This is a genomic window from Lysinibacillus sp. NPDC096382, from assembly GCF_044762845.1.
Lineage (GTDB): Bacteria > Bacillota > Bacilli > Bacillales_A > Planococcaceae > Lysinibacillus.
Genome location: NZ_JBIWFC010000001.1, coordinates 681,035 through 704,013, shown reverse-complemented (window position 1 = coordinate 704,013; position 22,979 = coordinate 681,035). Strand labels below are relative to the sequence as shown.

Below are 22,979 nucleotides of genomic sequence, written 5' to 3'. Positions count from 1 at the left end.
CTAAAAGCATACAATAAGGTGTCTCAGTTATTCACTGAGACACCTTATTTATGTCCATTTTATGACAAAACTAATCACATAGATCAGGCATGTTGATTAGTCATTTTTATCCACTATCCAAAAATCTATATAGCGGTTAATGATAACACTTACCTTTGTATATTTTTTATTAGTATATCATGTCATCGATTTCTCGCTTTTTCATACGCATCATTAATGCATCAACCGCTACTTTCGGTTCTATATCACTAAATAGAACACTATAAAGCGCCGTAGTTATTGGCATAGCAACGTCATATTTCTCCGCTAGTTGATAGGCAGCTTTTGTTGTGCGTACCCCTTCAACAACCATACCCATTTGGTCTAGTACCTCTGGCAGTTTCATTCCTTGCCCCAGTAAATTACCTGCACGCCAATTACGAGAGTGCACACTTGTACATGTTACAATTAAGTCTCCCATGCCTGTAAGTCCTGAGAATGTAAATGGATTCCCACCCATTTTAACACCAAGACGTGAAATCTCAGCCAATCCTCGAGTAATTAGTGCCGCTTTGGCATTATCACCATAATTTAAGCCGTCTGAAATACCCGCAGCTAATGCGATTACGTTTTTTAAGGCGCCACCTATTTCTACACCAATCACATCTTTGTTTGTGTAGACACGGAAAAATTGATTCATAAATAAATCCTGTACTTTTTCCGCGGCTTCAATGCTTGCACAAGCGGCTGTAACAGTTGTCGGGTGGTGTAAGACAACTTCCTCTGCATGGCTTGGACCTGAAAGTACAACAATCTCTTCTACACATTCAGCTGGTAGACTTTCTGCTAAAATTTCTGAAATTCGTTTTAATGTATCAGGCTCAATCCCCTTCGAAACATGAACAAACAGTACTTTTTTATCGAGCTCTGCTATCATTTTTTCACATACTTCTCGAATAGCCTTAGTAGGTACAGCTACGACAATAGTCTCCGAATGAGCAACTGCTTGAGCAATATCACTTGTTGCATACAAATTTGCTGGCAGCTCCGTTTCAGGTAAATACTTCCTATTTGTATGCAAGCTGTTAATTTCTTCAGCTTGATCAGTTCGATGAGTCCATAGAAGTGTATCATGCCCATTCTCTGCAAGTACCATCGCAAGTGCTGTACCCCACGAGCCTGCCCCTAACACACAAACTTTTTCCATTCAAAATCCTCCCTTGTTTAGAAAAGACAATTCATTCTTATTCGTTACGAAAAATGCTAGAGAAAGGCTTACAACAGTAAAGCTTTCAAAGCAATCTTATAGTAGACATTAGAAAAATTGTTCTTTCCTCTCTTGTAAAAAGACGCCACCCAACAATAATTGTCGGGTTGGCGTATTGTATGTGTATATTTTTCCTAAGCACGAGCACGGGTAATTAAACGAATTGGCGTTCCTTCGAAATCAAATGTTTCTCGAATACGATTTTCTAAAAATCGCTCATAAGAGAAATGCATTAGCTCTGGTTCATTGACAAACACCACAAACGTCGGTGGCTGTATCGCAACTTGAGTAGCATAGTAGATGCGCAGACGGCGGCCTTTATCAGTTGGTGCTGGGTTGCGTGCTACTGCATCCTCAATCACTTCATTAAGGATAGATGATTGAATACGCATTGCATGGTTTTCACTTACACGTTGTATAATCGGTAAAATTTGATGTACACGTTGCTTTGTATTGGCTGATACAAAAATAATTGGAGCATAGTCTAAGAATAAGAAATGCTCACGAATTTGCTGTGTAAAGACGTTCATTGTTTTTTCGTCTTTTTCAATAGCATCCCATTTATTAACAACGATGACAATAGCTTTTCCAGCTTCATGCGCATAGCCTGCAATTTTTTTATCTTGTTCTTGAATGCCTTCTTCTGCATTTAGAACAACTAAAACAACATCAGAGCGTTCAATTGCACGTAACGCACGTAATACAGAGTATTTCTCTGTCGTTTCGTATACTTTCCCTTTTTTACGCATACCTGCAGTATCAATAATGACATATTCCTGTCCATCATACTCATAAGGCGTGTCAATAGCATCTCGAGTAGTTCCTGCGATATTACTAACAATAACGCGGTCTTGACCTAAAAATGCATTTACCAACGAGGATTTCCCAACATTTGGACGACCAATTAACGAGAATTTAATGACCTCGTCCCCATATTGATCTTCATCTTCTTTAGGGAAATGTTTTGCACATTCATCCAATAAATCCCCTAAGCCTAAGCCGTGAGAACCAGAAATTGGCCAAGGTTCACCAAAGCCAAGCGCATAGAAATCATAAATCATCTCACGCATGTCCGGGTTATCAATTTTATTCACTGCTAAAACGACCGGTTTTTTTGTTTTGTATAAAATTTTTGCTACTTGCTCATCAGCAGCTGTTACACCTTCACGACCATTTGTCATAAAGACGATAACGTCCGCCTCATCAATGGCAATCTCTGCTTGTTGACGAATTTGCTCTAAAAACGGTTCGTCCCCAATCTCAATACCACCTGTATCAATAATATTAAAATCATGTGCTAACCACTCTGCCGAACTATAAATACGGTCGCGTGTAACTCCTGGAATGTCTTCCACAATCGATACACGTTCTCCAACGATACGATTAAAAATCGTCGACTTACCTACGTTCGGACGACCTACGATGGCTACTACTGGTTTCGTCATCTGTACTTCATCCTTCCAACTTCTTGTCTTTCGCTATTATACACGAAAAATGCCATTATATCATATCATATCCATAAACGAGCGCGCTATGTACCGTTCTATTTATCTCTTTGGTATTTTTTTCATCGTTTCCTCTTAAATCTGCTGGTTCGATGTGGTTTATCCTCACTTTGTCTTATTCGATCCATCTCTTTGACACTTCTATCTATTTTCTCCATAAAAAAGCGAGGACACAAATTGCATCCTCACATGTCTAGTTTATTTAAAATTTTTCAGTTTATCGCCAATGACATCACCGAAAGAGAAACCTGTGTTTTCTTCTGGTAATTCATAGTCAACTACTTCCTCTGCCTCAGGATTTTCAAGTAAATCCTTAATGCTTAATGCTAAGCGACCTTCTTCAGCATTAACGTCAAGCACTTTTACTTGTACATCTTGTCCTTCTTTTAGAGCTTCGTGTGGCGTATTAATATGCTTATGCGCGATTTGTGAAATATGCACTAAACCTTCTACACCTGGGAAAACTTCAACAAATGCTCCAAATGAAGTAAGACGTTTTACTTTTCCATCAAGTATTGTACCTTTAGCTGCACGCTCTTCGATGTTCGACCAAGGACCAGGAATCGTTTCCTTAATGGATAGCGAAATACGCTCATTTTCTGGGTCTACAGAAAGGACTTTTACCTTCACCTCTTGTCCTTCCGATAAAACTTCGCTTACATCACTCACATGCTCATGAGACACTTGTGAAATATGCACAAGTCCATCAATACCACCAAGGTCAATAAATGCACCAAATGATGCGATACGCTGTACTTTACCATCTAAAACATCGCCAATTTTAATGTGGTTAATAACATCTTTCTTTTGAGAAGCTTTTTCAGCTTCAACTACAGCACGATGTGATAAAATCAAGCGATTTTTTTCTTTATCTAGCTCAACAATTTTAAAGCTAAGAGATTTGCCTTTATAGTCTTCAAAATCATCAACAAAGTGGTCTTCTACTAGGGATGCTGGAACGAAGCCACGTACTCCTAAATCAACGACAAGACCGCCTTTAACAATATCTTTGACTTCCGCTTCGAAAATTTCCCCAGCGTTGAATTGTTGCTCAAGTGTATCCCATGCTTTTATAGCATCTACTTTACGTTTTGATAATACATAGTTTTCTTCTTCGACTTTTGTAATCATCAGCTCTAACGCATCTCCAACGGAAATTACATCAGACGCTTTTTCAATGTGTAAGCTTGATAATTCACTTATTGGTATAATACCGTCAAATGGTGCACCTGGAATTGAAACAGTTACCGCTTTTTCATCAACTTGCTCTGCAATACCTTTGACGATATCACCTTCGTTAAACGTTTGTTCTGCATAGTTCATTTCTTCAGACATATGTAACCCTCCTTCGCATCTTCCCTTACTATTTTATTCGAAATTGAAGATAAAGACAAAAATAAATCCTTTAAATTCAAAAAATGTCTGAAATTTTAGGATTTATACCATTTTTTCTTGCGCTAATTTTAAAATGGCCTGTGCTGCTTCATCAATTGACAATGCTGTCGTATCTAAAAATTTGGCATCTTCTGCCTGAATTAGTGGCGATGCTTCACGCTCGCTATCCATTTTATCGCGCAGGGCAATTTCTTCTTGAAGTTTTTCAATAGAAGATTCGATTCCTCGTTTTTGATTGTCCATAAAACGACGTCTTGCTCTCTCTTCTACAGTTGCAGACATAAAGATTTTTAGTTCTGCAGTTTTTAATACATGCGTAGCAATATCGCGACCATCCATAACAACACCACCTTGAGCCGCAAGCTTTTGTTGCTGCGCTACTAATAGTTCACGTACTTTAGCGTGTGCCGCTACTTGTGAAACAGATGAAGTTACCTCATTAGATCTAATTTCTGCCGACACGTTCTTCCCGTCTAAAAAGACAAGTTGTCCTTCAGCAGAAGGCTTTAAGTCAATTGTGCTGGATGCTAGCATTTCTGCTAATTTTGTTTCATCATTTAAATGTATGTTTTGTTGCATTGCTTTATACGTCACAGCACGATACATAGCACCTGTGTCTATATAAGTAAATCCAAGTGCCTCTGCAACAATTTTCGCAATTGTGCTTTTCCCAGCACCAGCCGGTCCATCAATCGCAATTTGAATGTTTTTCTTCATATTTCCCCCTACTTTCTAACACACCATATTGTATCATAAAAAAGCCCTCTTTAAGCAGAGGGCTTTCTTAAATCAAAATACTACTCGAGTTGAAGATGTGTAAACTCCCTGCAAAATTTCATGGAATTTTCCACTCACCAATGGAAGTTGGGAAAACCAATCAATTATGCCACGGCATAATTGCGTCCAGAATCGGCTTTGTAAAAATCAGGCATCAAAAGGATTTATTTCTTTACGGCGATTCACTAATTGGCGATCAAAGCAGAAACGAACAATATGCTGTTGGTCCACATCATCCGTTTCTGTTAGTTGAATAGTTGCAATTTTCATCTCATCTTTTTCGTATATACGAACAACCGTCGCATCTGTGACCACGTATTTTATATCCCCATTGGCATATGGTAAAACGATTGTTAATTGAACCTCATCACCATCTTGGAAAGCAATTGCCCCTTTCAAGGTTACTGCCAAACCACCTGCGCTAATGTCTGATGTTACTAGCTGATATTTGTAATCCTTAAACTGTATCGCTACATCCACAGGCGTTTCCACACGTACATATTCACGACGTTGAATTTTGATAAAGTCATCTGCCTTTGGACAATGCAACATAATCATAGGTATATTACCAGCCTTACGTCCAATTACTTCAGTATTAAAAGCAAATGATTGTTTATCTTCCGTGTGAAAAGTTGCTCTAAATTCAGAGCCATCTATTAAAAAAGCTGTTTTCTTTGTGGCAATATTTATTGGATAATCGATATAAATAATATTATCTTTTTGTTCTACAACTTTACAGCGGAATTTTTCAACACGCTCTGTATAAGTTGGTTCTAGTTCTAATTGTGTACCAATTTTTATTTCCATGAGCATCTCCCCGAACACAAATATACATTTATTATCGCATGAGATGCCCATTTTGGCTATATAAACTGGTAGTTTTTTCTCATATTATGTTAAATATTCCACTTTTAAAACATTGTGATTTTCAGCGTCAATAACAATTCGGAATGTTTCTTGCGCGTTTTTATCACGGACCGCAATTACCTCATAACAAAGACGTTGTTCAAATGAGCCGTTATCTGTATAAATATTTTTTACTTCTTGTACTTTCACATCATCATCGAAGAAAGTTTTCCAATCAATTGGTTTTGCAGTTTGTGGTTTAATCGTCTCTGCCTGAATATATTCCATCGCATTTGCACCAAGTAACTCGCCTGTATCCTTAGCCAGTTTCAATTGCACCCCATCTGCATAAATCAATGCGTTATCGCCAGGGTGAACACGCGCAAATGTCACATGCCATGCTTGATGGTTTTCACGAGATTCCACAAATGCAACATCATTCATTCCAAGTCGTTTTACATATTCTTCAGCTTTTTTCATAATTTCATCTTGTGATAGCCTTGCTTCATCTACTGGACGTTCCACTAAATAGGATATTAAATGTCCACCCTTTTCTGTTAAATCGACATATCCTAAACGAATATCTTGGTGGAATTGGATATGATAAAACGGATATGGTGCCGTATCGCTGCTTTTCGTTACAGTAAATGTTGCGTCTTTTATGATAGGGAATAATTGTTTTACTTTTTCCAACGCTTCTTTTTCAGTAATGTCTGAATCTTGCAATGCTTTAAGATCCATTTTTTTCTGCCAATCCGATTCGCTTAATGTAAGTGGGAAGTCTTTTTCACTGTAATCCTTTAATGTCTTTTGTACATTATCAAATGTTGTATTCGGGTTCTTAGTATCTACTTGTCTTAACCAGACATCCATCTTACCGTTGTTTTTATAAAAATCTACTGTTGCAGATGACCATTCATCTGAAAGTGCCTGTAAATTTGTAGAGACTTGTGGCATTTTTTCTCGCCATGCTTTATAATCACCAGTTTTAGATGTTTTCTTTGCCTCATCTCCTAGGCGCCCTAAGTAGCTTAGCCAGTCGTTCGACACTTCCTGCCCGATAGGAATATTCGATATAGAAGATCGAACGTCAGAGCTTAGTCGCCAAACAGAATCTAACTCATTGTGAATGGCATTGTCATCTCGAAACAATAGAGATTGCGAAACAGCTCTTTGTAAATGAGATAATTTCTCGGATGCATCCGTTAAATTATCCGTGTACTGAGCTAGCACAGTACGTTGTAAACTTGCATTTTTGCCGTGCATATTAATGCTATATGCCCCTAAACCAATAACTGCAGCAGTGAGTATAACGAGCATAGTTCTCATTTTTTTCCTCCTTTCTTATGAACAGAAAATATGTTCTCCAATTCGTTTAATTTGAGGTCGTGACCAAATCCACTTACTTGTTGCTGTTTTCGGATTAAAATAATAAAGTGCATTTTCCGAAGGATCCCATCCATTCATAGCATCAAGAACTGCTTCTTTTGCACGTTCATTTGGTTCAAGCCAAATTTGCCCATCTGCCACTGCAGTAAAAGCGAGCGGTTGGAAAATAATACCCGAAATAGTATTTGGGAATTCAGGACTTTCCAAACGATTTAAAATAACAGCCGCTACAGCCACTTGACCTTCATAGGGCTCTCCCCTAGCTTCGCCATAAACCGCATTCGCCATTAACTGTACATCTCTGTCAGTATACTTTGGAGGTACTTGAGTTTTAGTCCCATTATTATTACTACTACCACTACTTTTACCACCTCCACCACCGCCGCCAGTGTTTGTTTTCACTTGCTGTTCAAGTGGCGTTCCACCATAATAAGTAAATTGATTGCCTGCATTTAATTGCGCTTTTACCCATCCTTCATCGTAATCCGAATAACCTGATAAAGTTTTTTTAGTTTTTGCACCGGCTATTCCATCTACTGGTAAACCATATCTCTCTTGGAAATTTCGTAAAGCCCAATATGTGTTATAGCCAAATTTGCCATCAATTTTACTTTTATAAAATCCTAAGTATTGTAGCCTTGCCTGTAGCTCAATTACATCATCTCCATAAGCACCACGAGAAATCTGTTGCTCGGTAAATGCAATGGCGTCATTTTGCGGAATAGCAAAAATACTAATCCCCAACATCAAAGCAAAAACTATGCTTACTAAACGCATGATCATCACTCCTTTTTTCATAGCTTGAAACAAACGACTCATTTTATACATTTAAAAAATAGAAAATGAAAAACTATTGTATCAATGAGATTAAGGTGTCGTATTAAATAAAGTATGGTTCTTCAGCAAAACGAGAGGTTGATTTCCGTTCCAACTGGGCGCTTTCCTAGGGGCGTCCGATGAGCCGCTTCGCTTCGCTGCAGGGTCTCATCTGTGACGCTAATCCCCAAGGAGTCGCCCAGTCTCCACTCCAATCAACCACTTCACATAACATACATCTTCTGGGCATGTGTATTAAAATGAAACTTCAACAATAATGTTTATCTTTGCGAAAACGCAGTGAAAAAGTAGCTACTGCAACTACAAGTGTGCTGTGCAAAAGCGAATTATCTGCAACAATGTTTTATCTGTGCAAAATCAAATCGGCAACAATGATGCTTTTATCATACAAAAAAACTGCAGTAACAACAGATTTAACATTCGCATTCGCTTTATAAGTCTATTCAGTTCTATTGCAATAGCGTTGGCTTTTGAAATGCAAAACTATCGCTGATTGGAGTGACAGGCTGCTCGAGTGCTCTTGTCGCTGCGCTTTCGTCGCAAAGCAAAGTTCCCGCAGTGAAAGCGAAACAAGCGAGGTATTGTGAGAAACATTAAGAAAAGCGCAGAAATCTTTTTTAGATTTCTACGCTTTATATTTTTTTATGCATATGCAAATGTTGTACTAGGTGATAGTGAGCGAGCTTGACTTTCCGTAGCCCAAACCACCACAAAAATAGCATAAAAGGGATCATTAAATATACCCAATACCCTTTGAATGATAATATTGTATTATATAAAATGTGTAATACTACCGGTGCACAAAGCGCCATAGCAATCATTTCTTTCGTCTTTGCAAGCTTAGAAAACTTGGCACGTCCATAATAATAGCCCATTACAACACCGAACAAAGCATGACTCGATACAGGTAATAATGCACGCATAAATGCAGTATTCAAACCGAAAGAAAATAAATAAAGCACATTTTCTATCGTGGCAAAACCAAGAGATATACTTGCACCATACAGTATGCCATCATAAGGATCATCGAATTCTACATGATTGTAGATTGCGATCAACAGCACAAACCATTTAAAAAACTCTTCAACTACACTAGAAAAAACTACATCTTGTAGATAAAGATAACGAAAGACCCCTTCCTCTGTTAGTACATATTGTAAGAACAAGATTGGGAACGTTAAAAATGCGCCATACAAAAACGTTTGAAGTAAGGTTCTTCTTGGCTCCGTTGCCATCTGATTGCGCAAATAAAAGTAACTAAAAAGCGCTAGACCGGGAGCAATGGCAGCTGATAATAAAATGATCATGATGCCGGCTCCTTTCAAAAAATCAATTTCGCCTTGACATATTTATGTTAAGATTTTAAAATTCGTGACATCCTTCAAATACATTAAACCAACAAATCTATTCTTGCGCGTAAGCGAAGCGACAGCACATAATGTTGGGTTACTTTGGTGTTTTCAAAGGATTAAAATTCCATATCCCAAGTTTATCTTTATCTACCGAATATTGGACACCTGCATAAAAAATATATCCGTATATCTCAGGTGGAAAACTTATGAGACATTAAGCTTCCGTTTTCGACAATAAATATCTTTTACATGAAGATAAACTGCTATTATTATACCATGATATGATAAAAAACTTTTTAAAAGGAGATAAATATTTTTTATGAAAAAAACAATTTTATTAATTCATACAGGTGGCACAATTTCTATGGCGATGAGTGATGAAGGTGCCGTTATGCCAAACAAGGAAAATCCTCTAATGAAGGAAAGCCGTAAACTTGATGCACTTGCCACAATTATTGAAATGGAGGCTTTTAACCTCCCATCACCACATATTACGCAAAAAGAAATGCTTAAATTACGTAATCTAATTATCGAAAAAGTTGCAGAGGAGAAAATTGATGGCGTTGTTATTACTCATGGTACTGATACATTAGAAGAAACAGCTTATTTTTTAGAGTTAACGACTGATTTATCAATTCCTATTGTCTTAACAGGTGCAATGCGCTCCTCAAACGAACTTGGTGCAGACGGTATTTATAATTTAGTAGAAGCCGTTCGTGTGGCAGTTGATGAAGAAGCTCGTGAGAAAGGTGTACTTGTTGTCATGAATGACGAGGTCCACCTTGCTGTTAACACTACAAAAACAAGCACTAGTTCTGTAAATACCTTTCAGTCACCTCAATATGGCCCAATTGGACTTATTACAAAATCAAGAATATTATTTCATCATGCCCCTATCCGCCGTCAATATGTAGAAATTGATGGATTATCAAAACGAGTAGCCATGCTGAAAGTGTATGCTGGCATGGAGGTTGACTTACTTGATAAAGTACTCGCATGTAAATATGATGGCGTTGTGTTAGAAGGCCTTGGACAAGGCAACGTCCCTCCAACAGTTGTTAAAGGTATTGAAAGTCTTTTAGAGCGCGGTATTCCTGTTATACTGGTATCCCGTTGTTTTAATGGTATCGCAGAAGGAGTTTATGGCTATGTTGGCGGTGGCAAAATGCTCGAAGACTTAGGTGCTATATTTGCAACTGGTATTAATGGTCAAAAGGCACGACTAAAATTATTAATTGGGCTCAACAAAGTAGGAACTCCTCTTGATTTAAAGGAATTTTTCATATAAGGCTATTGTATTCAATTTTCAATTAAGCTTATGCATCTACAATTTGCTTATAATAATTCAAGATTTTATGTAAATGATTGATTGCTATCTCAAAATCCGGCTGAATAACAGAGAGCTGTATGAAGTCTCTTTGACGTAAGTATTGGCTATCCGCATGAACATAATAACCATTTAACATTAAATCTCTCTGTAGATTTGCCAAAGTCTTAGGAAGCTGTAAAGTTATCAGCATCGGATACTGTCTAGTTGAAACTTGGTAGTGCATAAATGGTAGTTGCAGTAATGTTTTAAAACGTTGCTGTAACTGTCCATACCTTTCTGGATATGCTTGTAACGCTGCAGTAACATTTGCAACAAGTACTGCTGGTAATGTAAATGGAATCGCACCTTGCTGGTAATTAGCTAAATCGAGATAAGCTGGTAATGTTGAAGAAGATGTCACAATGTTTTGCGAAAAAATAAAAGCCAAACCACTGAGCGCACCTATTGCTTTTCCACTCACAGCAGTCGCTAAATAACAATCTTTTAAAGAAAATGGCATTGCTCCGAAAGAACTAATACAATCAATGCAAAGCTTTATATTATACCGCTTTGTTAGCTGTATAATTTCCTTTATATCATTATAAGTACCAGTCGACGTTTCTCCATGTACTGCTAGAAGCCATTGATACGATCTTTTTTGCAAATAAGCGTCCAAAATATTTGTATCAAAGGAACTTCCCCAATCTTGCTCAATTACATCAAAATCCAATGACCATCTCTCTGCTTGCTTTCGAAGACGTTCTCCAAACTCACCATTTGTTAAAATTAGTCCACGCCCTAATTGTTGAGCCTTCAATTGCCCTAGCATAACTTCATTTGCCAATGTCCCAGTCCCTACAATTGTAGCTACATGCTCTGCTCCTGATAATTGAAGCAACTTATTTCTCATTTGCTCAAATAATGATTGAAAGCCTAACGAACGATGAGAAAGCTCTGAATACATAAATGGTTCTCTTTGTTTCACTGGACCTGGATAAAAAGTATGACATTCCTTCTCAAGTCTTTGCTGTAAAGACTTTTCAAACTGCTGTCTTGTTAATACCATTGGTAAAAATAAAGCATCCTCGGTCCCTGTAGCAGGTGCAAATTGGCTAAAGCCCATTTGCTTATAAAGCTTCTCTTCACGAGTAGTACCTGAAATAACCGCTGCCGAATATCCTTTTTCGTATGCAAAAGCAGTCAATGCCTGTGTCAATTTCAGCAGTACTCTTCCTGTACGGTATGCCTTCTTAACTGCAAGCAATCTAATTTCACATAGCTTAGCACTAATCTCTTTTGATAAATATTGCTCAACTTTTCCTATCTTTTCATCAATTGAGAACGGCCTCTGATCTCTAAATGCAAGCATACCTATAAGTTCTATTCCTTTATAAACAACAATATACGTATTTTCATGATGAAAACGGTCAACTTTTTTCCTTTCAGAGTTTGGTTTATGCTGTGGAATTTCTTCAACAAAGGTTTCGTAATTTAAACGTGCAATTTCCTCAAACTCCGCTTCTGTATGCGCAATTTTACACCAATACATATAATCACTTCCTTCTCTCTAAAGACTCTTTAATATTCGACATATGTTTAATAAGCATAAAACAAATTGCTACTAGTATCGGTATGTATAACAGTAATTTATCTGTATAAACAATTGCTCCAACATATAAAACTAAGCCACCTAACATACTAAGTGTTAAACTTCTAGTTACACTAAGCGTAATAGCTGTTCCAACAACCATCATAAAAAATAAGCTCGGAGATAATGCCAGACCTATACCTATAAAAGTTGCTACTCCTTTTCCCCCATTAAACTTAAGCCAAAACGGAAACATATGACCAAGCATGCCCAAACTAGCGCCTAACACAATTACCCATTCTTCGCAATGCAATAAACGCCCTACACTAACAATGAGTGCACCTTTAAAAGAATCCCCTAAAAAAGTCCATAGAAAAGCACCTTTCCCAATCACACTACCAGCATTTCTAGCACCTAAGTTTTTACTTCTTTCTTCCTGTAAATTAACGCCATATGCTTTTCCAACGACATACGCTGTCATGAAGTTCCCTATAACATAACTTATAATCCAATATAATCCAATCATTCTTTCCACCTTTTTTATCAACTTCCATTAAAGAAATTATGTACTATCACCATAATATAAGGTTGATTTCCGTTATGACTGGTCACTTACCTGGGGGTATCCTGGGAGCCGCTTCGTTCTCATTTAGTCTCTCTGGACCTTTCTTCCGTCGCTTCGAACTTCTCCCGCTGCTTTCTCTCTTCTATCCGACGGTTTAAAAAAGCTGTATAAGCTTATATGCCTATACAGCTCATCTTGCTATTTTGCTCTTTTGTCAATTGTCTTTGCAATACAATCGCCATGGAAACGGCCATTTTCTATAAAAATTTCATTGGCATTATTTCCAGCTGCAATAACTCCCGCAATAAATAAGCCTTCTACATTTGTTTCCATAGTTTCTGGATTAAAGAAAGGACGACCCGTTTCATAATCAATAGAGACACCCATTGCTCGAATAAATGAATGATCCGGATGATAACCTGTCATAGCAAAAACAAAATCATTTTTTAAAGTTTTCTTGCTACCAGCAATTTCTATTACGACCTCATGCTCTCGGATTTCCAGTATATTTGTATTGAAATGCATTTGGACTTCTTCATTTCGTACTACACCTTCAAATTCTGGTAAAACCCATGGCTTGATGCTAGGTGAATACTCACTGCCGCGATAGGCAACGGTGACGCGAGCTCCAGCCTTATTTAACTCAAGCGCCGCATCTATTGCAGAGTTTTTCCCACCTATTACAAGAACATCCGTATCAAAAAATTCATGTCCCTCTTTAAAGTAATGGAAGACTTTCGGCAATTTCTCACCTGGGATGTTTAAATAATTCGGATGGTCATAGTAGCCTGTTGCAATCACAACATAAGGCGTTGTATAGACCTCTTTATTTGTCGTTACTGTAAACATCGCTCCATTTTTTACAACGCTATTTACTTTCTCGAAACGGTTTACTTGAATACCTTTCAAACGTACAACTTCTCGATAATAAACTAGTGCTTGATTTCGCTTTGGTTTACGACCTTCAATTATAAAGGGTACATCACCAATAGCTAGTCGTTCACTAGTACTAAAAAAAGTTTGATGCGTAGGGTAATTGTAAACCGCATTTACGATATTGCCTTTTTCAATGACAATTGGCTTTAATCCAATATTTTGCAAAGCTATTGCTGCTGCTAAACCACATGGGCCTCCTCCAACAATAATTGCATCTACTTGTTGCATTTCTTGACACTCCTATCAACTTTGTATCAGCAATTTGCTAATACTTTACTTTCAATAATCGGGCTTTTACCGAATAAATCCTTATCGCTTCCATTATACGCCTTCAATCGAGTTTTGGTTGTTTATTTACCCGAAATTTCAATGTCAATAATATGACACTGTGGTCTCGCACCAAGCCGGAAAGGCAATAATGTCGTACCATAGCCGTTACTTACTAACGTCATCACACCCTCACGCTTCCGGTAAGAGCCATTAGGATGCACACCGTATGGACCAATTCTAATTTGACCACCGTGTAAATGCCCACCAATCATTAAATCTGCTCTAAATTTTGCACGGACTCTTGCAAAAACACCAGGGTTATGTGAGATGAAAACAACTAAGTCTTTCTCTCCTACCTTTGCAAATGCTTCATCAAAGCTATATTTCATTGTAGATGTGTCTTCAATTGCATTTAGCCAAAAACGGTTTTTTTTAGGTAGTAATACAGCATCATTAGCGATGATCTGAACACCATGTTCCTGCAAAATACTTCTTAATCGTCCTTCGCCTACTTCTCTGTCATTATTACCCCATACAAAAAATGTCGGTCCTAAAGGAGTTAATAATTTTAGGTTGTCATGAATACGTTGAATAGGTGTGCGTCCATCTGCAAAATCTCCACCAATAATAACAGCATCAAATTGACCATCTAACTGTTCAATCATTTGGCGATTAATTTTGCGTAAATGTGTATCCGAAATAAAAAATAGTCGGATCTTTTCCTGTTCACCCTTTAATAACAATTGATGCTGTAAAACATTATTTTCATGTGCCACCTTCAACATATAAAGCAGGAACGCAATGACTAATAAAACAAATAGTCCAAAATAAATCATTCCCTCACATCTCCTTACGAAAGCAAAAAGACGATTCGTAATAATGAAGAATCGCCTTTTCACTAAATCAGACGTACGCCTCAACCATATTTGGTGTTGACGTTTGTCCATTATTTTATACTAGAAAAACATCGTTGCCAAAGAATGACACCCGCTTTTCTTATGGTAGCTTAATCACTTGCCCAATCATTACATTATTTGAAGACATACCATTTGCTGCACGAATTTTCGATAATGTTGCTTCACTTCCATCGCCGTAGTGATTTAAAGCAATACGATATAGATTTTCATTTGCTTTTACAGTATGAGTACTTGCTTTTGCAGATTGTTTTGCTTCTTCTGCTTTGCGTGCTTCATCGGCTTTACGTGCTTGTTCCGATCTTTTAGCCTCTTCTGCTTGTGCTATTCTAGCTTGCTCAGCTTTTTTAGCTTCGTCGGCTTTTCTAGCTTCTTCTGCCTTCTTGGCTGCTTCGGCCTTTTTCGCTTCCGCAGCTGCCTTCTGCTCATCAGCTAATTTCTCAGTGTCTTTCTTAGAAGGCTCTTTTGCTTTGTCTGCCTTATCTTTGTTTGCTTTATCGTCTTCTTTTGCTTTGTCAGTAGATACAGGCACCTTATCTTCATCCCCTGAATTGTCAATTTCTACAATTTCCGAAGAATTTTTTTCAGCCTCTTCAATTGTTGTTCCAGGTTCATAGAATTTCAAAAAATAGACTAATATCGATAATGGAATTAAGATAAAAATTACAAAAAGAATCGTCATTAATGGCGGTTTTCGTTTTGTATTACTTGGTTTTTTATTGTCATTTCCATTTTTCTTCATTCTTGAAACTCTAGATAAATCTTGCTGTTCTTTTTGTTCTTCCTCAAAAGATTGACGATGTTCTTCGATTTTATCGCGATAATCTTCTTTACTCATTCGCCGTTCCTCCAACCTTACTACGCTTTCTATCATTCTATTATGACGAATTTTGCGAAAAAAGTAAATGACCGTCAGTTATAGGCTAAAAAGGACACATCGCCATAACGTGGGGTTGATTTCCGTTCCACAGGGCGCTTTCCTGGAGGCGTCCAGTCGGAACGGAAATCAACTTATATATGGCATACGTTTTTAACAAATGTCATCCACAACTTTTAGTGATGAGCCTTTAACAACCCATTAAGAGCTGCTTTAGCCGACTTTTCCATGGAATCATTTCTATTTTCTTCTCTTCTTTTAAGCGTACCTTATTGATTTCATCATAATGGATTCCACAATTTTCACAACAGTTTTCTGGTTTTTTCAGCAATTTTTGCCCAAAATACCCGACTAGCTGTGTGCGAATACAGTCTTTTGTCTGAGTAATTTTATGCATTTTATCGACAGCTCGATACTTTTCCAGTGCTAAATGATTTAAACGTACTTTAACTTGTTCCACCGTTTCTTGTTGTAGCCAGTAATCAAGCACACGAAAAGCGGTCTCACTCACCTCTCCATTTTTCAACATTTGTGAAGGATGCATTTGTTGATTTAGTAGTTCCTGATAACGATCAACATAACCAGCTGTTGGCAAATCGCCTGTTACAACAAATTTCGCAAGTTCCTCATCACCATCACTATAAAGTAAAATTGCGAGCGCTGATTGACCATCACGCCCTGCACGGCCAATCTCCTGCATGTAATTTTCTACATTAGCAGGAAGCGTTTCATGAATAACCTGACGAATATTTGACTTATTGATACCCATTCCAAAAGCATTCGTCGCCACAATCCAGTCGAGCTCCCCGTCAATAAACTGTTGCTGAATAAACTGACGGTCCTCAGCACCATAGCCTGCATGATAAGCTGCCGCTCGTATACCAGCCTGTATAAGCGCTTCGCTATATTGTTCAGCACGCTTACGCGAGGACATATATAATATACCCGGTCCTGCCGTCTCTTTAACATGTTGCATAATCCAGTGTGTTTTATCTGCCCTATCCTCAAATACGACACGCCCAAGATGAATATTAGGCCGATCCACATTGTACAAAAACTCAAATGGTGTATCTAGCGACAGTGTATCTCGTATGTCATTGATTACTTTATTCGTCGCAGTCGCTGATAATGCTAAAATCGGTGGACGATTAACTTGTGAAAACCATTGTCCAATTCGTAAATAATCTGGCCGAAAATCAAAGCCCCACTGAGAAATACAGTGTGCCTCGTCCACGACGATAAGACCTAGCTGCATTTGTGAAAGCTTGTCTTGAACTTGCTGCTGTAAAAGCATCTCCGGTGACGTAAATATAAAACGATACTGCTCTAAAAAATGTAATACATATCGTTTTTCACTTACGGTTAAAAATGAATTTAAGGCAACTACCCTCTTTTCACCAAAGCGTTTTAGCTCCTCTACCTGGTCCTGCATTAGAGAAAGCAGCGGAGAAACAATTAATACTGGCTTCTGCAGGATATATCCGGATAGTTGGTAACAAAGTGACTTTCCCATTCCAGTTGGTAATAAAGCAATAACATCTTTTTCTTCTAAGATCGCTTCAATAACCTCTTTCTGGCCTGGACGAAATGTTGTATAGCCAAAATACTTTAGTAACGTTTGTTCAAGTTCCATTTATACTTCTCCTTTCGCGAGGACAAGCCTTAACTGGAAATAACTCATACCTTCAACTACTTCATGCAATGTTTTCAATTTTTTTGTTTGATAGTGTTTCGATGCCTGCCAAACTTTTTCCGCTTCTTCATATGAGACGAATGGACCAATCGAAAAGTTCGGTTCGTTCATGGCTAGTTCCACCAAATGATCCTCGATTGTACTTTGTTTTAGTTTCCTTATTTGCACAATCTTTTCAATTGAATAGCCCTGCTCATATAAATGTGCTGTTTGCTGCGCTGAATCAGTTAGTAATGCTTTTACTCTTAATCCTTCTGCGATCTTACCAAGCAACGGATAATCATTTGTCTGACGAACTTCATTTAATAATGTATGTAGCAATTCTATAAACGCTAACTGACAATCTAAAACTGTTTCCTGACGTTCACCCGCAAGCTGCTGCCACGTCCATCCAGGTAAACTTTGACCACTCAACCGATAGAGGACAAGCTGTTTGTTGGCATCTGATAAAGGTAATACAGAAAGTACCTGTTCACATTCCTCCAATAATCGTTGCTGTAAATGCCCATCTTGATAGTTATGCTCGATTAAAAATGTACGCACCCAAGACTGAATATTCGTATCCCTACTTATGGGAGAAAAAGAACGAACCCCAGCACTTTGATAAGATAAACTTTGTACAATTAACGAGAACCTCGCAAAAAAAACATGCTCATTTCCCCGATAGTGCCACCCGTCAAATAAAAAATCAGGTGTCTGCTCTGCTCGCTGTAAACCTAGATTTTTCATGGAATAGTGACCAGATTGTTGCATTGTTAACCAACTATACTGTAAAAACGAAGTTACGGCTTCATCAAATGTCTTCCTAGGTAACTTAGGTAATAGCCCAAAATAATTATATAACTGAAATAGGCCAATGTCTTGAATAGTCTGACCTGAGCGCTTTCCTCTTAATACGTGATAAGCAGCAGAAATTGTTCTTTCGTTATTTAGTTTTTGAAAGATTTGCAATAAAATTTGATGAAACATAGACGCAAATTCCTCCAATTTAATAGTATTTATGTTGAAATGTAAGATAAACATCTTTAAAATGAGTATGAAGCTTTGTAGGAACATGTAAAAGGAGAGATAGAAAAATGGCTAAATTCACAATTGTTGATAAAGATACATGCATCGCTTGTGGCGCTTGCGGAGCCGCAGCCCCAGATATTTATGATTATGATGATGAAGGGATTGCCTTCGTTATTTTAGATGATAACATGGGAACTGCTGAAGTTCCAGAAGATCTACTAGAAGACATGCAAGATGCTTTCGAAGGATGCCCAACTGACTCAATCAAAGTAGCAGATGAAACTTTTGATGGCGACTCATTAAAATTCGAATAGTTCTTCATACGTATCTTTAAAGGCATCCTTAACTGGGTGCCTTTATTTTATCCCCTCATGTATTAGTTGATTGGAGCGGAGACTGGGCGACTCCTAGGGGATCAGCGATAGAGGAACGAAGGCTAAATTCATCATATCCTGTGATAACGCCTTCCTAACCAACATCGTGACGCTGCCGCCATATCGTCACTACACTTTCTCGCAAAAAACATCTGTTGGCTCGAGACCCTGTAGCATAGCGAAGCGTCAGCAAATGTTTTATCTGTGCGAAAGCGTAGCGTCAGCAACAACAAAGCGCCCAGCCGGAACGGAAATCAACCACACGTTATGGTAATAAGCCATACAAATGATTTCTAATAAATTTTTGTCTATCATGAAAATTAGAGAGGACATTTTATCAAAACGTATTCCGCGCATATTAGTTGATTGGAGTGGAGGCTGGGCGACTCCTAGGGGATCAGCGATAGAGGAACGAAGGCTAAAAGCATCACATCCTGTGATAACGCCTTCGTGACCGACATCGTGTTGGCCCGAGACCCTGCAGCGCAGCGGCTCATCGGACGCCCCCAGGAAGCTCTGCTCTGCGCGAAAGCGAAGCGTCAGCGACAATGTTTTATCTGTGCGAAAGCGAAGCGACAGCAACAAATGTTTTCTGTAGCGAAAGCGAAGCGACAGCAACAAAGCGCCCAGCCGGAACGGAAATCAACCACACGTTATGGTGATGAGCCATTTTCTACAAACGAACCACTTAGTAACAGATTCTTATACCATGATTCATCTCTAACATAATGGAGATGAATTTTTTTTGTACTTTTCAAGTAAAGTTGGTCACTCTTTTCATCTTGTTATTGCAACCATTTTTTATGTATGATAAGATTTTAGTAGTTGGTACTAATAACAGATATTATTTCATAAAGGGGTCCTTATAAATGATAGATAATTTATTACAATTAAAAGATAAGAATATTGTCGTAATGGGTGTGGCAAACGATCGAAGTATTGCTTGGGGTATCGCAAAACGTTTATTTGATGTAGGTGCAAATGTTATTTTCACATATCGCCAAGAACGTTCATTAAAAAAATTACAAAAGCAATTAGAAAACATCGGACAATCTGATTCACTGATCGTACAATGTGATGTCAACAGCGACGAGAGCACACAAGCGGCTTTCAATGAAATCGGTACAAAAGTAGGCGTTATCCATGGTATCGTGCACTCAGTAGCTTTTGCCAATGCAGAAGATTTACACAATCGCTTCTTAGATACAACTCGTGATGGCTATGCATTTGCACAAGATACTAGCGCTTATTCTCTTATTTCAGCAGCAAAGGCCGCACATCCTTATATGACTGAGGGTGGCTCTATCGTAACAATGAGTTACTTAGGAGCAGAGCGCGTGCTTGATGGCTACAATGTCATGGGTGTAGCGAAAGCAGCATTAGAAGCATCTATGCGCTATCTTGCAGCAGATATTGGTAAAGATAATATTCGCGTTAATGCGATCTCTGCTGGAGCAATTCGCACACTTGCTGCAAAAGGTGTTCCTTCATTCAATACAATTTTACACAAAATCGAAGAAACAGCTCCATTAAAACGTAATGTTCAACAAGACGAAGTAGCAGATATGACAATCGTGATGCTTTCTCACCTATCACGCGGTGTAACAGGCGAAACGATTTATATCGACGCAGGCTACAATATTATGGGTTAAATACAAAGAAGCATGAAAGATCATTTAATGATCTCTCATGCTTCTTTGTTTCGTATTGTACTTCAGAATATAACAAACGTTATTTTATTACATTAGGGGCTGGATAATCAAAGCCCTTTGTATCCACTTCTACCTTTTTCATTTGCTGATCTTTTATTGGTTTTTCACCATCTCGTTGAGCAGCAGCGATAGCATCTACTGTTTCCATCCCCTCGATCACTTTTCCAAAGGCAGCATATTCTCCATCAAGATGTGATGCTTCATTTACCATAATGAAAAATTGAGATCCCGCAGAATTTAGATCTTTCGAACGAGCCATTGAAATGACACCGCGTTCATGCTTTAAATCATTTTTAAAGCCATTTAAAGAAAACTCACCTTCTATCGAGTAGTCTGGGCCACCCGTACCATTACCTAAAGGATCTCCACCTTGAATCATAAAATCAGGGACAACTCGATGGAAAATAAGGCCATCATAAAAACCTTTTTTAACTAACGAAATAAAATTAGCTACCGTATTCGGCGCTGTAGAAGGTTCTAATTCGATTACGATTTTTTCATCATTGTTCATCGTAATCGTCACAATTGGTTTTTCCTTCACTTTTGATGAATAATCCACATTTTCTTCCGTTTTCTTTGCCGTATCTCCTTCCGATTGCCCACTTTCTTTAGCGGCTCCACAACCTGTCAAAACAAATGCTACCATCAGCAAAGCAAAGACAACAGAAATTCCTTTAAAACGCGCGAACATATTCTTTCAACTCCTCTTAATCACCAGTCTACTCTTTATATTATCAGATAGTTTACGACAAATCATTTTTATAATAATTCATGCAGATGGCTATATTTATAGATGCGAAGACAAGAAAAGTATATAAACTAAACAAAAAATACTATTCCAAGTGCCCCGCTGCTATGCGTTGCTGTTTAGTAATAATCCCATTTAATAAAGGCATTTTCGTTTAGATTGTTGTTATTAAGACATAAAAAAACAGAGCTAATCTTCCATTAGAAAAATACTCAAAGTGAGTTTGATATATCCTGTAAAAGGGTCTGCAACAAAATTAAAAAACTCCATCCACTTTCCTTAACAGTATCAACTTTCTTTATATCATGTATGTAAATACGCAACGTAATAACTATACAAATCATCCCTATAATAAAGGATCCTTTTTATACTTAAAGCTTCATTATTTTAACTCAGACCAATGACTTCTTCCACTGAACTGATTCGTTAGTTAAGTAGCAACAATCTTTTAGAAAACAGCTTTAATAAAAAAGACAGCAAGCATGCAACGATTAAAAATACAGCAATCATGACAATAACGCCTCCCCAGCCGTAATGCATCCAGAATATTCCTCCTATTGTTCCTCCAACACTTGAACCAAAATAATAGAAAAATAAATAGAGCGAAGAGGCTTGCGCTTTATCACGAGTGGCTCGTTTACTTACCCAGCCACTGGCAATCGAGTGCGCTGCAAAGAAGCCAAATGTAAAGATTGTAATCCCTAAAATTTTCAAACTAAGTAGCCCATTTAATGTTAAAATCGCCCCTGCAAACATGATCGCAATAGACAATAACAACATCTTTTGACGGCCATATCGATCAGCAAGACTACCAAACCAGGCAGAGCTAAATGTACCTACTAAGTAAATTACAAAAATCCAGCCAACAATCGTAGCACTTAAATTATAAGGTGGTGCCATCAATTTAAAGCCAATGTAGTTATATAGAGTCACGAAACTTCCCATCAACACAAAGCCAATGCCAAACAAACAAAGCATGGATGGGTCCTTTAAATGCTGCAAAAGAGATGTCGTCAATGATTTTATCTGCAAAGGGCGTGCTGTAAAATGCTTGGAGTTAGGTAGCATCCAGATAAATAACACGCTTATCATCAGACTGATGACACCCAGTACTATCATCCCCACCTGCCAATTGTAAAGATCCGTTAATGTCCCGATAATAACTCGGCCACTAAGCCCGCCGACCGAATTACCGCTTATGTATAAGCCCATCGCAATACCTAAACTAGCTGGATCCATTTCCTCTCCTAAATATGCCATCGCAATTGCCGGCAATCCTGCAAAAACAACACCCTGTATAACACGTAATACTAATATCGTTTCAAAATTAGGCGAAAAGGCGAGTGCAAGTGTAATAATAGATGCCGCAAAAATAGAACTCGTCATCAAAGATTTCCTACCCCATGCCTCTGATAATGAACCCACAATAATCATACTGATGGATAACGCAAAAGTTGTCACAGAAAGCGTTAAACTCGCAACTGCAGGTGATACATGAAACTCCTTCGCAAATGTTGGTAATAATGGCTGTGATACATATAAATTGGCGAAGGTGATAAAGCCTGCTAAAAATAAAGCCCAGTTTGCTTTATGAAACGCCTTTGTCCCCTTTTGAATGTAACCCATCTCTCTCTC

20 protein-coding genes are annotated in these 22,979 nt (G+C 38.1%); 3 read left to right on the top strand and 17 right to left on the bottom strand.

The genetic code is table 11. The features are described 5' to 3' along the window. Positions 1 to 169: 169 nt before the first annotated feature. The 8 genes from ACIQZA_RS03375 to prsW form a co-directional block, all read right to left on the bottom strand. Positions 170 to 1,186 (bottom strand): NAD(P)H-dependent glycerol-3-phosphate dehydrogenase, encoded by a 1,017-nt coding sequence (locus tag ACIQZA_RS03375; protein ID WP_142508380.1) that lies wholly within the window; start codon positions 1,184 to 1,186, stop codon positions 170 to 172. A 194-nt stretch (positions 1,187 to 1,380) separates the two neighbouring features. Beyond that, positions 1,381 to 2,691 carry a ribosome biogenesis GTPase Der gene (gene der, locus ACIQZA_RS03370; RefSeq protein ID WP_402879733.1) on the bottom strand — a complete coding sequence of 437 codons (1,311 nt, stop codon included), beginning with the start codon at positions 2,689 to 2,691 and terminating at the stop codon, positions 1,381 to 1,383. Positions 2,692 to 2,949: 258 nt separating this feature from the next. Beyond that, a complete protein-coding gene (gene rpsA / locus ACIQZA_RS03365; RefSeq protein ID WP_400937322.1) occupies positions 2,950 to 4,086 on the bottom strand; it encodes a 30S ribosomal protein S1 in 1,137 nt (378 codons plus the stop codon). A gap of 102 nt (positions 4,087 to 4,188) precedes the next feature. After that, positions 4,189 to 4,863, bottom strand: a complete 675-nt coding sequence (gene cmk, locus ACIQZA_RS03360; RefSeq protein WP_402879735.1) for a (d)CMP kinase — start codon at positions 4,861 to 4,863, stop codon at positions 4,189 to 4,191. A gap of 207 nt (positions 4,864 to 5,070) precedes the next feature. Beyond that, positions 5,071 to 5,730 (bottom strand): flagellar brake protein, encoded by a 660-nt coding sequence (locus ACIQZA_RS03355; protein ID WP_402879737.1) that lies wholly within the window; start codon positions 5,728 to 5,730, stop codon positions 5,071 to 5,073. A gap of 84 nt (positions 5,731 to 5,814) precedes the next feature. Further along, positions 5,815 to 7,098, bottom strand: a complete 1,284-nt coding sequence (locus ACIQZA_RS03350) for a PepSY1/2 domain-containing protein (protein WP_400937315.1) — start codon at positions 7,096 to 7,098, stop codon at positions 5,815 to 5,817. Between the two features lie 15 nt (positions 7,099 to 7,113). Further along, a complete protein-coding gene (gene sleB, locus ACIQZA_RS03345) occupies positions 7,114 to 7,935 on the bottom strand; it encodes a spore cortex-lytic enzyme (RefSeq protein ID WP_400937312.1) in 822 nt (273 codons plus the stop codon). Between the two features lie 692 nt (positions 7,936 to 8,627). Further along, complete coding sequence (prsW, locus tag ACIQZA_RS03340; RefSeq protein ID WP_132359285.1) at positions 8,628 to 9,302, bottom strand: glutamic-type intramembrane protease PrsW; 675 nt, start codon at positions 9,300 to 9,302, stop codon at positions 8,628 to 8,630. Positions 9,303 to 9,666: 364 nt separating this feature from the next. Between prsW and ACIQZA_RS03335 the strand changes: the two genes are divergently transcribed. Further along, positions 9,667 to 10,635 carry an asparaginase gene (locus ACIQZA_RS03335; RefSeq protein WP_402879739.1) on the top strand — a complete coding sequence of 323 codons (969 nt, stop codon included), beginning with the start codon at positions 9,667 to 9,669 and terminating at the stop codon, positions 10,633 to 10,635. Between the two features lie 28 nt (positions 10,636 to 10,663). Here the strand turns inward: ACIQZA_RS03335 and ACIQZA_RS03330 are convergent, their stop codons facing one another. From ACIQZA_RS03330 to ACIQZA_RS03300, 7 genes are all read right to left on the bottom strand, one after another. Then, entirely contained in the window at positions 10,664 to 12,205 is a 1,542-nt protein-coding gene (locus ACIQZA_RS03330) for an aminotransferase class V-fold PLP-dependent enzyme (RefSeq protein WP_402879741.1), read from the bottom strand. 4 nt (positions 12,206 to 12,209) lie between these two features. Further along, entirely contained in the window at positions 12,210 to 12,770 is a 561-nt protein-coding gene (locus ACIQZA_RS03325) for a glycerol-3-phosphate acyltransferase (protein ID WP_402879742.1), read from the bottom strand. Positions 12,771 to 13,007: 237 nt separating this feature from the next. After that, a complete protein-coding gene (locus ACIQZA_RS03320) occupies positions 13,008 to 13,973 on the bottom strand; it encodes a YpdA family putative bacillithiol disulfide reductase (protein ID WP_402879743.1) in 966 nt (321 codons plus the stop codon). Between the two features lie 122 nt (positions 13,974 to 14,095). Then, positions 14,096 to 14,851, bottom strand: a complete 756-nt coding sequence (locus ACIQZA_RS03315) for a metallophosphoesterase (protein ID WP_400935128.1) — start codon at positions 14,849 to 14,851, stop codon at positions 14,096 to 14,098. Positions 14,852 to 15,011: 160 nt separating this feature from the next. Then, the gene (locus tag ACIQZA_RS03310) at positions 15,012 to 15,767 is read right to left on the bottom strand and encodes a LysM peptidoglycan-binding domain-containing protein (protein ID WP_400935130.1); all 756 of its coding nucleotides are present in this window, start codon (positions 15,765 to 15,767) and stop codon (positions 15,012 to 15,014) included. 229 nt (positions 15,768 to 15,996) lie between these two features. Continuing rightward, the gene (locus ACIQZA_RS03305) at positions 15,997 to 17,439 is read right to left on the bottom strand and encodes a RecQ family ATP-dependent DNA helicase (RefSeq protein WP_400935132.1); all 1,443 of its coding nucleotides are present in this window, start codon (positions 17,437 to 17,439) and stop codon (positions 15,997 to 15,999) included. Further along, positions 17,440 to 18,468 (bottom strand): YpbB family protein, encoded by a 1,029-nt coding sequence (locus tag ACIQZA_RS03300; protein WP_402879746.1) that lies wholly within the window; start codon positions 18,466 to 18,468, stop codon positions 17,440 to 17,442. It lies immediately after the preceding gene. A gap of 107 nt (positions 18,469 to 18,575) precedes the next feature. Here ACIQZA_RS03300 and ACIQZA_RS03295 point away from each other — a divergent pair, with 107 nt between their 5' ends. Continuing rightward, positions 18,576 to 18,824 carry a ferredoxin gene (locus ACIQZA_RS03295; RefSeq protein ID WP_053482601.1) on the top strand — a complete coding sequence of 83 codons (249 nt, stop codon included), beginning with the start codon at positions 18,576 to 18,578 and terminating at the stop codon, positions 18,822 to 18,824. Between the two features lie 929 nt (positions 18,825 to 19,753). Beyond that, positions 19,754 to 20,536, top strand: coding sequence for an enoyl-ACP reductase FabI (locus tag ACIQZA_RS03290; protein ID WP_142508395.1), 783 nt, complete (start codon positions 19,754 to 19,756; stop codon positions 20,534 to 20,536). A gap of 79 nt (positions 20,537 to 20,615) precedes the next feature. On the opposite strand, the gene ACIQZA_RS03285 is transcribed toward ACIQZA_RS03290, so the two are convergent. Both ACIQZA_RS03285 and ACIQZA_RS03280 read right to left on the bottom strand, forming a co-directional pair. After that, complete coding sequence (locus ACIQZA_RS03285; RefSeq protein WP_400935138.1) at positions 20,616 to 21,287, bottom strand: peptidylprolyl isomerase; 672 nt, start codon at positions 21,285 to 21,287, stop codon at positions 20,616 to 20,618. Positions 21,288 to 21,770: 483 nt separating this feature from the next. Beyond that, positions 21,771 to 22,970: an MFS transporter gene (locus ACIQZA_RS03280; protein WP_400935141.1), complete on the bottom strand. Its 1,200-nt coding sequence runs from the start codon at positions 22,968 to 22,970 to the stop codon at positions 21,771 to 21,773. Between the last annotated feature and the right edge of the window lie 9 nt (positions 22,971 to 22,979).

Excerpts from the sequence above, each read along its gene's own strand:
- ACIQZA_RS03375 (WP_142508380.1), bottom strand. The coding sequence starts at position 1,186 with ATGGAAAAAGTTTGTGTGTTAGGGGCAGGCTCGTGGGGTACAGCACTT.
- der (WP_402879733.1), bottom strand. The coding sequence starts at position 2,691 with ATGACGAAACCAGTAGTAGCCATCGTAGGTCGTCCGAACGTAGGTAAG.
- rpsA (WP_400937322.1), bottom strand. The coding sequence starts at position 4,086 with ATGTCTGAAGAAATGAACTATGCAGAACAAACGTTTAACGAAGGTGAT.
- cmk (WP_402879735.1), bottom strand. The coding sequence starts at position 4,863 with ATGAAGAAAAACATTCAAATTGCGATTGATGGACCGGCTGGTGCTGGG.
- ACIQZA_RS03355 (WP_402879737.1), bottom strand. The coding sequence starts at position 5,730 with ATGGAAATAAAAATTGGTACACAATTAGAACTAGAACCAACTTATACA.
- ACIQZA_RS03350 (WP_400937315.1), bottom strand. The coding sequence starts at position 7,098 with ATGAGAACTATGCTCGTTATACTCACTGCTGCAGTTATTGGTTTAGGG.
- sleB (WP_400937312.1), bottom strand. The coding sequence starts at position 7,935 with ATGCGTTTAGTAAGCATAGTTTTTGCTTTGATGTTGGGGATTAGTATT.
- prsW (WP_132359285.1), bottom strand. The coding sequence starts at position 9,302 with ATGATCATTTTATTATCAGCTGCCATTGCTCCCGGTCTAGCGCTTTTT.
- ACIQZA_RS03335 (WP_402879739.1), top strand. The coding sequence starts at position 9,667 with ATGAAAAAAACAATTTTATTAATTCATACAGGTGGCACAATTTCTATG.
- ACIQZA_RS03330 (WP_402879741.1), bottom strand. The coding sequence starts at position 12,205 with ATGTATTGGTGTAAAATTGCGCATACAGAAGCGGAGTTTGAGGAAATT.
- ACIQZA_RS03325 (WP_402879742.1), bottom strand. The coding sequence starts at position 12,770 with ATGATTGGATTATATTGGATTATAAGTTATGTTATAGGGAACTTCATG.
- ACIQZA_RS03320 (WP_402879743.1), bottom strand. The coding sequence starts at position 13,973 with ATGCAACAAGTAGATGCAATTATTGTTGGAGGAGGCCCATGTGGTTTA.
- ACIQZA_RS03315 (WP_400935128.1), bottom strand. The coding sequence starts at position 14,851 with ATGATTTATTTTGGACTATTTGTTTTATTAGTCATTGCGTTCCTGCTT.
- ACIQZA_RS03310 (WP_400935130.1), bottom strand. The coding sequence starts at position 15,767 with ATGAGTAAAGAAGATTATCGCGATAAAATCGAAGAACATCGTCAATCT.
- ACIQZA_RS03305 (WP_400935132.1), bottom strand. The coding sequence starts at position 17,439 with ATGGAACTTGAACAAACGTTACTAAAGTATTTTGGCTATACAACATTT.
- ACIQZA_RS03300 (WP_402879746.1), bottom strand. The coding sequence starts at position 18,468 with ATGTTTCATCAAATTTTATTGCAAATCTTTCAAAAACTAAATAACGAA.
- ACIQZA_RS03295 (WP_053482601.1), top strand. The coding sequence starts at position 18,576 with ATGGCTAAATTCACAATTGTTGATAAAGATACATGCATCGCTTGTGGC.
- ACIQZA_RS03290 (WP_142508395.1), top strand. The coding sequence starts at position 19,754 with ATGATAGATAATTTATTACAATTAAAAGATAAGAATATTGTCGTAATG.
- ACIQZA_RS03285 (WP_400935138.1), bottom strand. The coding sequence starts at position 21,287 with ATGTTCGCGCGTTTTAAAGGAATTTCTGTTGTCTTTGCTTTGCTGATG.
- ACIQZA_RS03280 (WP_400935141.1), bottom strand. The coding sequence starts at position 22,970 with ATGGGTTACATTCAAAAGGGGACAAAGGCGTTTCATAAAGCAAACTGG.